Genomic DNA, 15,036 nt, shown 5'->3' with positions numbered 1-15,036 from the left:
GTCAAAACGCGCTCCGGTAAACAACATCGGGGAATGCTACAATGCGCACCATTATAAAACCAATGCTGGACGGAGTTTCGTTTGAGTGAGTTACCGGTAAGCGCCGTGCTGCCTGAAGTGCTGGCGGCGTTAAAACAGGCGCCGCAGGTCTTACTGGCCGCCCCGACAGGAGCAGGGAAATCGACCTGGCTGCCGCTGCAATTGTTACGTCAGGGCGCTATTGTCGGACGCATCATTATGCTGGAGCCACGCCGCCTGGCGGCGCGCAACGTCGCGCAACGTCTGGCTGAGCAGCTCGGCGAAGAGCCGGGCGCGACGGTCGGCTATCGTATGCGCGGCGAGAGCCGCGTCGGGCCGACAACCCGGCTGGAAGTGGTGACCGAAGGGATTTTGACGCGCATGCTGCAGCAGGATCCAATGCTGGACGGCGTCGGGCTGGTGATCCTCGATGAATTTCACGAGCGTAGCTTACAGGCGGATCTGGCGCTGGCGCTGCTGCTGGATGTGCAGCAGGGGCTGCGTGACGATCTGCGCCTGCTGATCATGTCCGCCACGCTGGACAATGCGCGCTTAAGCGCGCGTCTGCCCAACGCGCCGCTGATTGTCTCGGAAGGGCGCAGTTTTCCGGTCGAGCGCCGTTACGCCAGCCTGCCAGCCCAGCTTCGCTTTGATGAGGCGGTAGCGCGGGAAGTGGCGCAGCTGCTGCGCGACGAGAGCGGATCGCTGCTGCTGTTTCTGCCCGGCGTGGCTGAAATTGAGCGGGTAAAAAATCAGCTGGCACAGCGCGTCGGTGACGATGTTGAACTCTGTCCCTTGTACGGCGCTCTGCCGCTGGCGGCGCAGCGGCGTGCCATTTTGCCGGCGCCGGCGGGCAAGCGGAAAGTGGTGCTGGCGACCAATATTGCCGAAACCAGTTTAACCATCGACGGCATCCGTCTGGTGGTGGATAGCGCGCTGGAACGTTCGGCGCGTTTCGATGCGCGCAGCGGCATTACGCGGCTGCAAACCCAGCGCATCAGCCAGGCGTCGATGACGCAGCGCGCCGGACGCGCCGGTCGTTTGTCGCCCGGCATCTGCCTGCATTTAATCAGTCGTGAACAGGCGGAACGCGCCGCCGCTCAGGGCGAACCGGAAATTTTGCAAAGCGATCTGAGCGCGCTGTGGCTCGAGCTGCTGCAGTGGGGCTGCCAGGATGCGGCGCAGCTGACGTGGATCGACGCGCCGCCCGCGCCCGCGCTGCTGGCGGCGCAAAAGCTGCTGCGCACATTAGGCGCGATTGGCGAAAACGGCCAGCTGACCAGTAAAGGACGCATGATGGCGAAACTGGGCAGCGAGCCGCGCCTGGCCGCGCTGCTCACCGCCGCCGAAGATGCGCAGGCGCAGGCAACCGCCGCCCGGCTGGTGGCCATGCTGGAGGAACCGCCGCGGCAGGGCAGCCGTAACCTGCTCGATCATCTGTTTACGGCGCATGCCGGCTGGCAACAGCGCTCGCGTCAGCTGCTAAAGCGCCTGAACAGCCAGGGCGGACAGCCCGACGGTGCGCTGGCACCGATGCTGTTAGCGCAGGCTTTTCCCGATCGTCTGGCGCGGCGGCGCGGCGAAAGCGGGCGCTACCAGCTGGCTGGCGGCCCCGGCGCGATGCTCGATCACGATGATGGCCTGACGCGTCATGAGTGGCTGATCGCGCCGCTGCTGTTACAGGGCGATGCGCAGGCTGAAGCGCGTATTTTGCTGGCGCTGCCGGTAGAGATTATGGCGCTGCAGCGCGATTGTCCGGCGCTGGTACGCAGCGAAACCGATATTGAATGGGATGAGGTGAAAGGCACGCTGCGCGCCTGGCAGCGCGATAAAATCGGCGTGCTGGCGCTGAAATCGCAGCCGCTGGCGAAGCCGGATACTGAAGTGCTGCATCCGGCAATGCTGCGCTGGATCCGGGAAAAAGGGCTGGCGGTGCTAAACTGGACGCCGGAGGCGCAGCAGCTGCGTCTGCGTCTTCAGTGCGCCGCGCAGTGGCTGCCGGAAGAAAAATGGCCGGTGATGGATGATGACGCGCTGCTTGCCACGCTGGAGAGCTGGCTGTTGCCGGAAATGAATGGCGTGCGCGATATGAGAGGGCTGCGTCAAATCAGCCTTGTCAGCGCATTATTACATTTGCTGACATGGTCACAGCGTCAGCGGCTGGATAGTGCGTTACCAACTCACTACACTGTGCCGACCGGCAGCCGACTGCCGATTCGTTACGATAGTGAAAAGCCGCCCGCGCTGGCGGTACGTCTGCAAGAGATGTTCGGCGAGGCGCAAAACCCAGCCATTGCGGAAGGGCGCGTGGCGCTGGTGCTGGAGCTGTTATCGCCCGCGCAGCGACCGTTGCAGATTACGCGCGATCTGGCGGCGTTTTGGCAGGGTGCATATCCGCAAGTGCAAAAAGAGATGAAAGGGCGTTATCCAAAACATGCCTGGCCTGATGACCCGGCCAACGCCTTACCGACGCGCCGTACCAAAAAGTATGCGCCGCCGCAGTAAGCAACGCTGCTTTCAGAGGGTTCTGCTTTTCGAATTGATGCAGTAAGAACAGAGTAACCGGCCTTGTGAACGGGCCATCCCTGGAGAAATGAAACGAATGTCTGGGAACGATCGCGAACCTATCGGGCGCAAAGGGAAACAGCCTAAACCGCCACGTCAAACCGGTGGACAGGGACGCCGCAGGGAAGAATATAACGACGAACAGAATGATGATTACTAGGAGGAAAGACCGGTGCCACGTAAAGGAAAAGGGCGGCCGCCGCGCAGCAAAAAAAGAAAATGGCTGGGATGGCTAATTAAGCTATTTATTGTCGGCGTGGTGGTAATGGCCGCCTACGGCGTTTACCTCGATTCAGAAATCCGCAGCCGCATCGACGGCAAAGTCTGGCAGCTGCCCGCGGCGGTTTATGGTCGTATGGTCAACCTTGAGCCGGGCATGGCCTATAACAAAAAAGAGATGATCGCGCTGCTGGAAGGCACGCAGTACCGCCAGGTTACGCGCATGACGCGTCCGGGCGAGTTTACCGTGCAGGCGAACAGCATCGAAATGATCCGGCGTCCGTTTGATTTTCCCGACAGTAAAGAAGGGCAGATTCGCGCACGTCTGACTTTTAGTGACGGCACGCTGAATGAAATCAAAAACCTCGATAACGGACGTGATTTCGGCTTCTTCCGTCTCGATCCGCGTCTGATCACTATGCTGCAGTCGCCTAACGGCGAGCAGCGCCTGTTTGTGCCGCGCGCCGGTTTCCCCGATCTGCTGGTTGATACACTGATCGCCACCGAAGACCGCCATTTTTACGAGCATGATGGCATCAGTTTTTACTCCATTGGCCGCGCTTTCCTGGCGAACCTGACCGCCGGTCGTGCGGTGCAGGGCGGCAGTACGCTGACGCAACAGCTGGTGAAAAACCTGTTCCTCACCAACAAGCGCTCACTGTGGCGTAAAGCTAATGAAGCCTATATGGCGCTGATTATGGATGCGCGCTACAGCAAAGATCGCATCCTGGAGCTTTATCTGAACGAGGTTTACCTCGGTCAGGCGGGCAACGATCAGATCCGTGGCTTCCCGCTGGCGAGTCTCTATTACTTTGGTCGTCCGGTGGAAGAGCTGAGCCTCGATCAGCAGGCGCTGCTGGTCGGCATGGTAAAAGGCGCGTCGCTCTATAACCCGTGGCGTAATCCGAAGCTGGCACTGGAGCGCCGCAACCTGGTATTGCGCCTGTTGCAGCAGCAAAAAGTTATCGATCAGGAGCTGTATGACATGCTGAGCGCCCGACCGCTCGGCGTGCAGCCGAAAGGCGGCGTCATTACGCCGCAGCCAGCCTTTATGCAGATGGTGCGTGGCGAGCTGCAGGCGAAGATGGGCGATAAAATCAAAGATCTTTCCGGCGTGAAGATCTTCACCACGCTCGATCCGGTTTCGCAGGACGCGGCGGAAAAGGCGGTGGAAGAGGGTATTCCAACGCTGAAAAAACAGCGTGGCCTGAAAGATCTGGAAACCGCGATGGTGATTGTCGACCGCTTCAGCGGTGAAGTACGTGCCATGGTCGGCGGTGCCGATCCGCAGTTTGCCGGTTACAACCGCGCAATGCAGGCGCGCCGCTCTATCGGCTCGCTGGCCAAGCCCGCCACTTACCTGACGGCGCTGTCGCAGCCGGATACCTATCGCCTGAATACCTGGATTGCCGATGAGCCGATTGCGCTTAAGCAGCCGAACGGCCAGGTCTGGAAACCGCAGAACGACGATCATCGCTTTAGCGGAAAAGTGATGCTGGTGGATGCGCTGACCAACTCAATGAACGTGCCAACGGTAAACCTGGGCATGACGCTGGGGCTGGATAACGTGGTAAACACCTGGGTTAAGCTGGGCCTGCCGAAAGATCAGCTGCATCCGGTGCCTGCGATGCTGCTGGGCGCGCTGAACCTGACGCCGATTGAAGTGGCGCAGGCGTTCCAGTCGATCGCCAGCGGCGGTAACCGCGCACCGCTTTCCGCCGTGCGTTCGGTGATTGCGGAAGATGGCAGCGTGCTGTATCAGAGCTTCCCGCAGGCGGAACGTGTCGAGCCGGCGCAGGCGGCCTACCTGACGCTCTATACCATGCAGCAGGTGGCGGCGCGCGGTACGGCGCGGGCGCTGGGCGCGAAATATCCTAATGCGCATCTGGCGGGTAAGACCGGTACCACCAACAATCAGGTCGATAGCTGGTTTGCCGGTGTGGATGGCAAAGAGGTCGCCATTACCTGGGTTGGCCGCGATAACAACCAGCCGACGAAGCTGTACGGTTCATCCGGCGCGATGCAGCTCTATCGCCGCTATCTGGAGAACCAGTCGCCGATGCCGCTGATGCTGACGCCGCCGGAAGATATTGCCTCGATGGCGGTTGATTCAGCCGGTAACTTTGTTTGCGACGGCAGCAGCGGCTGGCGTACGCTGCCGGTCTGGACCACCGATGCCAACGCGCTGTGCCAGCAGCAGATGCAACAGCAGCAAATGCAGCAACAGCAGATGCAGCAGCAGATGGAGCAACAGCAACAGCAGCAGGCTCCCCAGCAGCAACAGCAACAGAAGCAGGAAAGCGACGGCGTTGCCGGTTGGATCAAAGATATGTTCGGTGGTAATTAAGGAAATTACCGAACGGCAGACAAAAACGGGCGCATCTGGATGCGCCCGTTTTTTGATCTGACTCATAGCACGCTTCTTCCCGCTCTAAAGCTCGCCCGCGCTCTGCGTCCAGGCCCTGATTACCGCTTGCAGATCTCAGTTTGTTTCGCATATTATCCACCCACAACAATAAGCATACGAATAATTATCGTTTGCATTTCATTTTCATCGTCTTTCCCGTTTTCCACTCAGAGAAAAATCATGGCTAATGCGCGTAGTAAAATTCTTGCTGGGTCTGCTTCGGCGGGCTTATTAAAACGACCTATGGCAGTGCTGGTGGCCTTAACGCTGGCAGGCGGCGGTTCTGCCTTTGCCGCCGAGCAAACGCTGGTGGTGGATGGCACCGTTGATGCTCCGCAGGAAAGCGCCTGGGGCCCGGCGCCGACGATTGCCGCTAAGCACAGCGCAACCGGCACTAAAACCGATACGCCTCTCGAAAAGAACCCGCAGTCCGTTTCCGTGGTGACGCGCCAGGAGATGGATATTCATCAGCCGGCATCGGTAAAAGAAGCGCTGGGCTATACGCCGGGCGTGACAGTTTCCAGCCGCGGGGCGTCCAACACCTATGATTTCGTTATTATTCGCGGCTTCTCAGGCGTGGGTCTGAACCAGAACAACTATCTGGACGGCCTGAAGATGCAGGGCGACTTCTATAATGACGCGGTCATCGATCCCTATATGCTGGAGCGCGTTGAGCTGATGCGCGGCCCGACGTCGGTGCTGTACGGTAAGAGCAACCCCGGCGGGATCATTTCGATGGTCAGCAAACGTCCAACCACCGAAACGCTGCGTGAAGTCCAGTTTAAAATGGGCACCGACAGCCTGTTCCAGACCGGCTTTGACTTTAGCGATGCGCTGGATGACAACGGTGAATTTTCTTATCGTCTGACCGGTATTGCACGCTCGGGCAATGAACAGCAGACCAACGCGGAACAGCAACGCTACGCCATCGCGCCTTCTTTCAGCTGGCGTCCTGATGATAAAACGAATTTTACCTTCCTCTCTTATTTCCAGAACGAACCGGAAACCGGTTATTACGGCTGGCTGCCGAAAGAGGGAACGGTGCAGCCGCTGCCAAACGGCGGTCATCTGCCAACCAGCTTTAACGAAGGCGCCAGCAACAATACCTATTCGCGCAACCAGAAAATGGTCGGTTATAGCTTTGAGCATGGCTTTAACGACACCTTTACCGTGCGTCAGAACCTGCGTTTCTCTGAAATGAAAACCGCGCAGAAAAGCGCTTACGGTACCGGGCTGTGTAACAACAGCATGAATGGTTTCAACGTCTACTGTCAGTCGCTTTCTGCTGCCGAACGGAGCCATTATCTGGGACGCGGCACAATTGTCGATCACGAGCGTTTGCAGAACTTCAGCGTTGATACGCAACTGCAAAGTAAATTTGCGACCGGCGACGTGAACCACACGCTGTTAACCGGCGTGGACTTTATGCGTATGCGCAACGACATCAGCGCGTTGTACGGTAATGCGCCATCGCTCGATCTGAATAATCTGCCATCCATGACCGACGTTGATTTCGGTGAAGCCGTGCCTTACCAGATGAATGAGAGTCGGCAGACTGGTATTTACGTTCAGGATCAGGCGGAATGGGATAAGTGGGTCTTTACCTTCGGTGGACGCTACGACTGGTCTAAGCAGGCGACCACCGTACGCAGCGACAACGGCTACATTGCACGTAACGACCATCAGTTCACCTGGCGCGGCGGCATAAACTATCTGTTTGATAACGGCATCAGCCCGTACTTCAGCTACAGCCAGTCTTTCGAACCGAACGCTTTCAGCCTCTACAGCACGCCGCGTGTAGCCTATGCGCCTTCGAAAGGCGAGCAGTATGAAGCGGGCGTGAAATATGTGCCGAAAGATATGCCGGTGGTGCTTACCGGTGCGGTGTATCAGTTAACCAAAACGCATAACCTGATGGCCGACCCAAATAACGCGCTTAATCAGGTTCCGGCCGGGGAAATTCGCTCCCGCGGTGTCGAGCTGGAAGCGAAAGCCGCGGTGAATGCCAACATTAACCTGACCGCCTCTTACACTTATACCGATGCGGAGTACACCAAAGACACCACCATGAAAGGCAACACGCCTGTGCAGGTGCCAAAACATATGGCTTCCCTGTGGGGCGACTACACCTTTAACGACGGCCCGTTAAGCGGCCTGACGCTGGGCACCGGCGGCCGCTTTATCGGTTCCAGCTACGGCGATCCGGCCAATACCTTTAAGGTCGGCAGCGCGGCCGTTATGGACGCAGTAGTAAAATACGATCTGACGCGCTTTAATATGCCGGGTTCCAGCATTGCGGTTAATGTGAATAACCTGCTGGATCGCGAATATGTTGCCAGCTGTTTTGAAACCTACGGCTGTTTCTGGGGCGCTGAACGTCAGGTGGTTGCTACCGCGACATTCCGCTTCTAAATCCATCCGGGCGCGGCTTCGGCTGCGCCCGCCACCGTTGAAGATACTCATGTCACATCAGCTGTCACAGGAAACCACCTTCACGCTTGATCAAGTCAGTTTTCACGTGCCCGGACGTACCCTGCTGCATCCTCTTTCTCTGACGTTCCCCGCTGGAAAGGTCACCGGCCTCATCGGCCATAACGGCTCCGGCAAATCCACACTGCTGAAAATGTTAGGTCGCCATCAGCCAGCCAGCGCAGGCCGCGTGCTGCTGAACGATAAACCAATCGGGGAATGGAACAGCAAAGCCTTTGCGCGCCAGGTGGCCTATCTGCCGCAGCAATTACCGGCGGCGGAAGGCATGACGGTGCGCGAGCTGGTGGCGGTAGGACGCTATCCCTGGCACGGCGCGCTGGGCCGCTATGGCGAAGAAGATCGCGCACGCGTTGAAGAGGCGATCGCGCTGGTCGGGCTGAAACCTTTTGCTCAGCGGCTGGTGGACAGCCTGTCCGGCGGCGAGCGTCAGCGCGCCTGGCTGGCGATGCTGGTGGCGCAAAACAGCCGCTGTCTGCTGCTGGATGAGCCGACCTCGGCGCTGGATATCGCCCATCAGGTCGACGTGCTGGCGCTGATCCAGCGTCTCAGTCAACAGCGCGGACTGACGGTGATTGCCGTGCTGCACGATATCAATATGGCGGCGCGCTATTGTGATTCGCTGGTGGCGCTGCGCGCAGGTGAAATGATCGCCCAGGGCTCGCCCGCAGAAATTATGCGCAGCGACGTGCTGGAGCGCATATATAACATTCCCATGGGCATTCTGCCGCATCCGCAGGGCGGCGCGCCGGTCAGCTTTGTTTACTAAGACAAGGATGTGATGATGTTGCCGATTACACGTCGCCGCCTGCTTGCTGCCATGGCGCTCTCTCCGCTGCTCTGGCAGCAAAGCCTGCGCGCCGGGACGCTGGATGCACAGCGTATTGTCGCGCTGGAATGGCTGCCGATTGAATTAATGATGGCGCTGGACGTGGTGCCGATGGGCGCCGCCGAGCTGTTTAACTACCGTGACTGGGTCGGCAAGCCGGAATTGCCCGCCAGCGTCATTGATGTCGGACTGCGTACCGAACCCAACCTTGAGCTGTTAACGCAGCTGAAACCCTCTCTGATTCTTTACTCCAGCGGTTACGGCCCGTCGCCAACGGTTTTGTCGCGCATTGCGCCCAGCCAGGGCTTCGCTTTTAACAACGGCGACGGCAAACCGCTGACGGCGGCAGGCGTATCGCTGATGCAGCTGGCGCAGCGCATCGGCAAAGTGCCGCAGGCGCAGGCGCACCTTCAGATGTTTGATGATTTTATCGCTGATATGCGCGCCCGCTTAGCGCCGCGCGCCGCGCGGCCGCTGCTGGTGATGTCGCTGATCGATAACCGGCACGCCATTGTGTTCGGCAAAGGCAGTCTGTTTCTGGAAGTGATGGAGCGTCTCGGCCTGCAAAATGCCTGGCAGGGCGAAACGAATTTCTGGGGCAGTGCGGTGATCGGTATTGAGCGGCTGGCGACCATTCACCATGCGGATGCTATCTGCCTGAGTCACGGCGACGAGACGCTGATGCAGCAGATCGCCGCGACCGAACTCTGGCAATCGCTGCCTTTTGTGCGCGCCCGGCGTTTTACCCGCGTGCCGACCGTCTGGTTTTATGGCGCGACACTGTCGGCCATGGAATTTTGCCGCATTCTCGCCAGCGTACAGGAGGCATGATGCACAGGCGTATCGCTTTTCCGGTTACGCTTATCAGCGCGCTGTTGCTCTGCGCGCTGGCGCTAACCGGCCTCAATTTTTCCCATCATCTGCCGCAGGCGCAATGGCTGAACGCCCTGTGGCAGCCGGATCGCAATAATATCGATCAGATGGTGTTTCACTTTAGCCTGCTGCCGCGCCTGACGGTGGCGCTGCTGGCTGGCGCCGGACTCGGTCTGGTTGGTGTGCTGTTCCAGCAGGTGTTGCGTAATCCGCTGGCGGAGCCGACCACGCTGGGCGTGGCGAGCGGCGCTCAACTCGGTATTACGGTGGCGACGCTCTGGGCGCTACCGGGCGGTTTACTGACACAGCAGATCGCCGCGATGACGGGCGCGGTCTTGATTGGCCTGCTGGTTTTCGGCATCGCCTGGGGTAAACGCCTTTCGCCGGTCACGCTGATCCTCGCCGGACTGGTGATGAGCCTCTACTGCGGTGCGGTTAACCAGATCTTCGCTATCTTCAATCACGATCAGTTACAGAACCTGTTTTTGTGGAGTACCGGCTCGCTGAGTCAGCAGGACTGGAGCAACGTCACCTTTTTGCTGCCGCGTCTGCTTTTGGGATTCGTGCTGGCGCTGCTGTTGCGCAGGCCGTTGACTGTGCTGGGGCTGGATGACGGCGTGGCGAAAAACCTCGGTATGGCGCTGTCGCTGGTGCGGCTGGCGGCGCTGGGGCTGGCTATCATTCTGAGCGGGATGCTGGTTAACGCGGTCGGCATTGTCGCCTTTATCGCGCTTTTCTCGCCGCTGATGGCGAAGCTGCTTGGCGCGCGCCGTCTGGTAAGCCGAATGCTGCTGGCGCCGTTGCTGGGCGCGCTGCTGCTCTGGCTGGCGGATCAGTGCGTCATCTGGCTGACCGACTACTGGCGCGAAGTCTCTACCGGCACCTTAACTGCGCTGGTCGGCGCGCCGATTCTGCTGTGGCTGCTGCCACGGCTGCGTACCGGCGCGGTGCCGCCGCCGCTCAGCCAGGGCGACCACGTTCCCGCTGAGCGCCAGCATGTGCTGCTGTGGGTGCTGGCGGCGCTGGGCGTGCTGTTGCTGTTGGCGGTCACCGCGCTCTCTTTAGGGCGCGATGCGCACGGCTGGCTGTGGGCGAGCGGCGATCTCTGGCACCAGCTACAGCCCTGGCGCGCGCCGCGCATGACGGCGGCGCTGGCGGCGGGCGTCATGCTTGGCGTAGCGGGCAGTTTAATCCAGCGCTTAACCGGCAACCCGATGGCCAGCCCCGAAGTGCTGGGCATCAGCTCCGGCGCGGCCTGTGGCGTGGTCCTGATGCTGTTTCTGGTGCCGGGCGATGCCTTTGTCTGGCTGCTGCCTGCTGGCAGCCTGGGCGCGGCGGTGACGCTGCTGCTGATTATGCTGGTCTCCGGGCGCGGCGGCTTCTCGCCGGAACGGATGCTGTTGGCGGGTATGGCGTTCAGCACCGCGTTCACCACCTTACTGGCGATGCTGCTGGCCAGCGGCGATCCGCGCATGGCGCAGCTGCTGAGCTGGGTATCCGGCTCGACCTACGGTGTTGATGCGCCGCAGGCGCTGCGTACCGCGCTGGTCGCCGTGGTGTTGGTGGCTATCGCGCCGCTGGCCAGCCGCTGGCTAACCATTTTGCCGCTGGGCGGCGCCACGGCGCGCTCCATCGGCCTGGCGCTGACGCCGGTCCGCCTCACTCTGCTACTACTGGCCGCCGCGCTGACCGCCGCCGCGACGTTGACGATAGGGCCGCTGAGCTTTATTGGCCTGATGGCGCCGCATATGGCGCGTATGCTGGGATTCCGGCGCGCGCTGCCGCAGCTGGCGGTCTCGGCGCTGCTGGGCGGCGGTCTGATGATTGTCGCCGACTGGTGCGGCAGAATGGCGGCGTTTCCGAACCAGATCCCGGCAGGGCTGCTGGCAACCTTTATCGGCGCGCCTTACTTCGTCTGGCTGCTGCGCAGGGTGAAATAAAAACGGGCGCCTCAGGGCGCCCGTTCATTAGGTTAACGACGCTGATTACAGGCGCGCAAAGCAGCGGCGCGCCGCATCGACGGTGCGTTGAATATCTTCCGCACTGTGCGCCAGCGACATAAAGCCCGCCTCAAACGCCGACGGCGCCAGGTAAACGCCTTCTTCCAGCATCAGATGGAAGAAGTGCTTAAAGCGCTCGGTATCGCAGCGCGTCACGTCGTCATAACAGGTGACTTCCGCCGCATCGGTAAAGAACAGGCCAAACATCCCGCCGACGTGGTTGACCACCAACGGAATATTTTCCGCCTGCGCCGCGGCGCGTAAACCCTGCGCCAGCTGCGTGGTCAGTTCGGTCAGCATGGCATGGGTGCCCGGCTGGGCGATTTGCGTCAGGCAGGCGTAACCGGCCGCCATCGCGATCGGGTTGCCGGAAAGCGTGCCCGCCTGATAGACCGGGCCGGTTGGCGCCAGCGCTTCCATCACATCGCGACGGCCGCCAAAGGCACCGACCGGCATGCCGCCGCCGATGATTTTGCCCAGGCAGGTGAGATCCGGCGTTACGCCGTAATGCGCCTGCGCGCCGCCCAGCGCCACGCGGAAGCCGGTCATTACCTCATCGATAATTAGCAGTGCGTTGAACTCGTCGCACAACGCGCGCAGGCCCGGCAGGAAGTCCGGCTGCGGCGGAATGCAGTTCATATTGCCCGCGACCGGTTCAACGATAATGCAGGCGATTTCATGAGGATATTGTTCGAACGCGGCGCGCACTGACGCCAGATCGTTATAGGTGCAGGTCAGCGTGTGCTTCGCGAAGTCCGCCGGAACGCCGGGCGAGTTCGGCTGTCCCAGCGTCAGCGCGCCGGAGCCCGCTTTCACCAACAGGCAGTCGGCGTGTCCGTGGTAGCAGCCTTCAAACTTGATGATTTTGTCGCGACCGGTGAATCCGCGCGCCAGACGAATGGCGCTCATGGTCGCTTCGGTGCCGGAGTTCACCATGCGCACCATTTCCATCGACGGCACCAGATCGCAGACCAGCTCCGCCATTTTCACTTCCATTTCGGTCGGCGCGCCGAAGCTCAGGCCGCGCTCCGCCGCCTCGATTACCGCGCTGCGGATCGCCGGATGGTTGTGGCCCAGCACCATCGGCCCCCAGGAACCGACATAATCGATATAGGCTTTGCCGTCAGCATCGTACAGCCAGGCGCCATCGGCCCGCTCAATAAACAAGGGGACGCCGCCGACGCCGGTAAAAGCGCGTACCGGCGAGTTCACGCCGCCGGGAATGGAACGCTGCGCCTGGTGATACAGGTTTTCGGACTTACTCATGAATCGGCTCCTGAATTGGGGAAAAACCTCTGCATTCTACGGGAACTTAGGGGCGCGTTGAAAGGCGCGCACGATGATAGTTACGCCGTACGGCAATTTTTGCCCCTGCGTGCGGTGCGGCGTATCATACGCAACTTCATTAACTTTCCGATGTGAGCGTTATGAACCAATCTCCCACTTCCACAGAGCAACTGCATGTGGTGCCTCTGCGTCGTACCGATTTTCTACGAATGCTGCTGCGACGCGATAAAACGCCGGTAGCGATTTTGATTGTTGCCGGGATTGTCGGCACGCTGGCCGGACTGGTTGGCGTCGCCTTTGAAAAAGCGGTTACGGCGGTACAGGCCTGGCGCGTAGGCGTGGTCGCCAGCACCGGCGATCACCTGTGGCTGGCGTTTCCGCTGGCTTTTTTACTGTCCACCGCGCTGGCGACCGTTGGCTACTGGCTGGTACGCCGCTTCGCGCCGGAGGCGGGCGGTTCCGGTATTCCTGAAATTGAAGGGGCACTGGAAGAGCTGCGTCCGGTGCGCTGGTGGCGTGTCATTCCGGTGAAATTTTTTGGCGGCATGGGCACGCTCGGCGCAGGCATGGTGCTGGGCAGGGAAGGGCCGACCGTCCAGCTGGGCGGCAACGTCGGGCGCATGGTGCTGGATCTGTTTCGCATGCGCAGCGCCGAAGCGCGCCACTCGCTGCTGGCGACCGGCGCTGCCGCTGGCCTCTCCGCCGCCTTTAACGCGCCGCTGGCCGGCATCCTGTTTATTATCGAAGAGATGCGCTTGCAGTTTCGCTACAGCCTGATTTCGATAAAGGCGGTATTTATCGGCGTGATTATGTCGAGCGTGGTGTTCCGGTATTTTAACGGGGAACATGCGGTGATCGCCGTGGGCAAGCTTGCCGGGGCGCCGATAAATACGCTGTGGCTCTATCTGCTGTTGGGGATGTTGTTTGGCGTGGTGGGCGTGCTGTTTAATCGCCTGATTTTTATCACTCAGGACTTTTTTCAGCGGCTGCACGGCGGCGTGATGAAAAAAGCGCTGATTATCGGCGCGCTGCTCGGCGGGCTGTGCGGCATTCTGGCGGTAATCGAACCGGAGGCGGCGGGCGGCGGGTTTAGCCTGATTCCTGTCGCCGCAGCGGGACATTACACCGTCGGCATGCTGCTGTTTATTTTTATCGCGCGCGTAATAACTACGCTGCTGTGCTTTGGCTCAGGCGCGCCGGGCGGCATCTTTGCTCCGATGCTGGCGCTCGGCACGCTGTTAGGCACCGCTTTCGGCATGGCCAGCGCTGCGCTGCTGCCTTCGCTAACTCTCGAGCCCGGCACGTTCGCCATCGCCGGAATGGGCGCGCTGTTTGCCGCCTCGGTGCGCGCGCCGTTAACCGGCATCGTATTGGTGCTGGAGATGACCGATAACTATCAGCTGATTTTGCCGATGATTATTACCTGTCTCGGCGCCACGCTGTTGGCGCAGTTCCTCGGCGGTAAGCCGCTCTACTCCTCGCTGCTGGCGCGCACGCTGGCGAAACAGCAGGCGCAGGATGAGACGCAAAAGGCACAGAGTGCGAGGGCGAATACTTGATTGCTGTACCAGGCTATTAGATAATATTGACAAGCGCGGCTATTTCTGGCCACACCTGTTTAATTGCGGAGTGTTTCAATGAGTGATGATGTAGCAGCACTGCCGCTGCAATTTACCGAGGCGGCAGCCAGTAAGGTGAAAACCCTGATCGCTGATGAGGATAATCCCGATCTGAAACTGCGGGTTTATATTACCGGCGGCGGTTGCAGTGGTTTCCAGTACGGTTTCACCTTCGATGATAAAATCAACGACGGCGATATGACCATTGAAAAATCAGGCGTTTCGCTGGTGGTCGATCCGATGAGCCTGCAATATCTGGTCGGCGGCGCGGTAGATTATACCGAAGGGCTGGAAGGCTCACGTTTTATCGTCACTAACCCGAACGCAAAAACCACCTGCGGCTGCGGCTCCTCTTTCAGCATCTGATAGTTGAACGTGCTTTACGTCCGGTAAAGCACGTTAATTTCACCTACCATTCCACCGTGATCAAACGCGTTTCCTGTTTGAGCGTCGCCTCTTGCTCCAGTGTCGATAACGTTACTTTCGGTTCTGTAGAAGGCTGCTGTGCGCAGCTAATAGCGGGCGAGCTGTGCGACGTTACGGATTCTCCGTCAACCTGGCATTGCTTATAAATAGTCAGCCTGACGTCTATGCTGCCGGAGATCGTGGCGGCGCAGGTCGTTCCCGCCATTAATAGCCCGCAGGCTAAAATAATGGCTTTCATGATCTTTCCCGGTGTAAAAAGCGCAAAGCGCGCTAAAAAATGACAAAGCGATTGTCGGTCGTACAATA

General features: G+C 59.8%; 9 protein-coding genes and 1 pseudogene. 8 read left to right on the top strand and 2 right to left on the bottom strand.

All coding sequences use genetic code 11. The features are described from left to right. The first annotated feature begins 81 nt into the window (after nucleotides 1–81). The 6 genes and pseudogenes from hrpB to fhuB all read left to right on the top strand — a co-directional run bounded on the left by hrpB (nucleotide 82) and on the right by fhuB (nucleotide 11,338). A complete protein-coding gene (hrpB, locus tag P3C52_RS06930) occupies nucleotides 82–2,523 on the top strand; it encodes an ATP-dependent helicase HrpB (protein ID WP_275554431.1) in 2,442 nt (813 codons plus the stop codon). Nucleotides 2,524–2,620: 97 nt separating this feature from the next. After that, nucleotides 2,621–5,149 (top strand): annotated as a pseudogene (gene mrcB, locus P3C52_RS06925) (bifunctional glycosyl transferase/transpeptidase). Between the two features lie 303 nt (nucleotides 5,150–5,452). Further along, on the top strand, nucleotides 5,453–7,621 hold the full coding sequence (gene fhuA / locus P3C52_RS06920; protein ID WP_275554430.1) for a ferrichrome porin FhuA: 2,169 nt from the start codon (nucleotides 5,453–5,455) through the stop codon (nucleotides 7,619–7,621). Between the two features lie 49 nt (nucleotides 7,622–7,670). Then, complete coding sequence (gene fhuC / locus P3C52_RS06915) at nucleotides 7,671–8,465, top strand: Fe3+-hydroxamate ABC transporter ATP-binding protein FhuC (RefSeq protein WP_275554429.1); 795 nt, start codon at nucleotides 7,671–7,673, stop codon at nucleotides 8,463–8,465. Nucleotides 8,466–8,480: 15 nt separating this feature from the next. Next, nucleotides 8,481–9,356, top strand: a complete 876-nt coding sequence (fhuD, locus tag P3C52_RS06910) for a Fe(3+)-hydroxamate ABC transporter substrate-binding protein FhuD (RefSeq protein WP_275554428.1) — start codon at nucleotides 8,481–8,483, stop codon at nucleotides 9,354–9,356. Next, nucleotides 9,356–11,338, top strand: coding sequence for a Fe(3+)-hydroxamate ABC transporter permease FhuB (gene fhuB / locus P3C52_RS06905; RefSeq protein ID WP_275554460.1), 1,983 nt, complete (start codon nucleotides 9,356–9,358; stop codon nucleotides 11,336–11,338). The genes fhuD and fhuB overlap by 1 nt, the downstream gene beginning before the upstream one ends. A gap of 45 nt (nucleotides 11,339–11,383) precedes the next feature. Here the strand turns inward: fhuB and hemL are convergent, their stop codons facing one another. Further along, nucleotides 11,384–12,664, bottom strand: coding sequence for a glutamate-1-semialdehyde 2,1-aminomutase (gene hemL / locus P3C52_RS06900; RefSeq protein WP_275554427.1), 1,281 nt, complete (start codon nucleotides 12,662–12,664; stop codon nucleotides 11,384–11,386). Between the two features lie 161 nt (nucleotides 12,665–12,825). On the opposite strand from hemL, the gene clcA reads away from it, so the two are divergent. Together clcA and erpA are read left to right on the top strand one after the other, a co-directional pair. Beyond that, nucleotides 12,826–14,244: a H(+)/Cl(-) exchange transporter ClcA gene (gene clcA / locus P3C52_RS06895; protein ID WP_275554426.1), complete on the top strand. Its 1,419-nt coding sequence runs from the start codon at nucleotides 12,826–12,828 to the stop codon at nucleotides 14,242–14,244. A gap of 78 nt (nucleotides 14,245–14,322) precedes the next feature. Beyond that, complete coding sequence (erpA, locus tag P3C52_RS06890) at nucleotides 14,323–14,670, top strand: iron-sulfur cluster insertion protein ErpA (protein WP_275554425.1); 348 nt, start codon at nucleotides 14,323–14,325, stop codon at nucleotides 14,668–14,670. 43 nt (nucleotides 14,671–14,713) lie between these two features. On the opposite strand, the gene P3C52_RS06885 is transcribed toward erpA, so the two are convergent. Then, nucleotides 14,714–14,968 carry a hypothetical protein gene (locus tag P3C52_RS06885; RefSeq protein WP_275554424.1) on the bottom strand — a complete coding sequence of 85 codons (255 nt, stop codon included), beginning with the start codon at nucleotides 14,966–14,968 and terminating at the stop codon, nucleotides 14,714–14,716. Nucleotides 14,969–15,036 lie beyond the last annotated feature (68 nt).

The sequence above is a fragment of the Mixta sp. Marseille-Q2659 genome, from assembly GCF_940807255.1.
Classification (GTDB): domain Bacteria; phylum Pseudomonadota; class Gammaproteobacteria; order Enterobacterales; family Enterobacteriaceae; genus Mixta.
Note: the sequence above shows the minus strand (reverse complement) of the source record. Positions and strands in the feature narration are given on the sequence as shown.

What these genes read in the sequence shown, in the direction of transcription:
- fhuB (WP_275554460.1), top strand. Translation starts at nt 9,356, where the DNA reads ATGCACAGGCGTATCGCTTTTCCGGTTACGCTTATCAGCGCGCTGTTG.
- P3C52_RS06885 (WP_275554424.1), bottom strand. Translation starts at nt 14,968, where the DNA reads ATGAAAGCCATTATTTTAGCCTGCGGGCTATTAATGGCGGGAACGACC.
- clcA (WP_275554426.1), top strand. Translation starts at nt 12,826, where the DNA reads ATGAACCAATCTCCCACTTCCACAGAGCAACTGCATGTGGTGCCTCTG.
- erpA (WP_275554425.1), top strand. Translation starts at nt 14,323, where the DNA reads ATGAGTGATGATGTAGCAGCACTGCCGCTGCAATTTACCGAGGCGGCA.
- fhuA (WP_275554430.1), top strand. Translation starts at nt 5,453, where the DNA reads ATGGCAGTGCTGGTGGCCTTAACGCTGGCAGGCGGCGGTTCTGCCTTT.
- hemL (WP_275554427.1), bottom strand. Translation starts at nt 12,664, where the DNA reads ATGAGTAAGTCCGAAAACCTGTATCACCAGGCGCAGCGTTCCATTCCC.
- fhuC (WP_275554429.1), top strand. Translation starts at nt 7,671, where the DNA reads ATGTCACATCAGCTGTCACAGGAAACCACCTTCACGCTTGATCAAGTC.
- fhuD (WP_275554428.1), top strand. Translation starts at nt 8,481, where the DNA reads ATGTTGCCGATTACACGTCGCCGCCTGCTTGCTGCCATGGCGCTCTCT.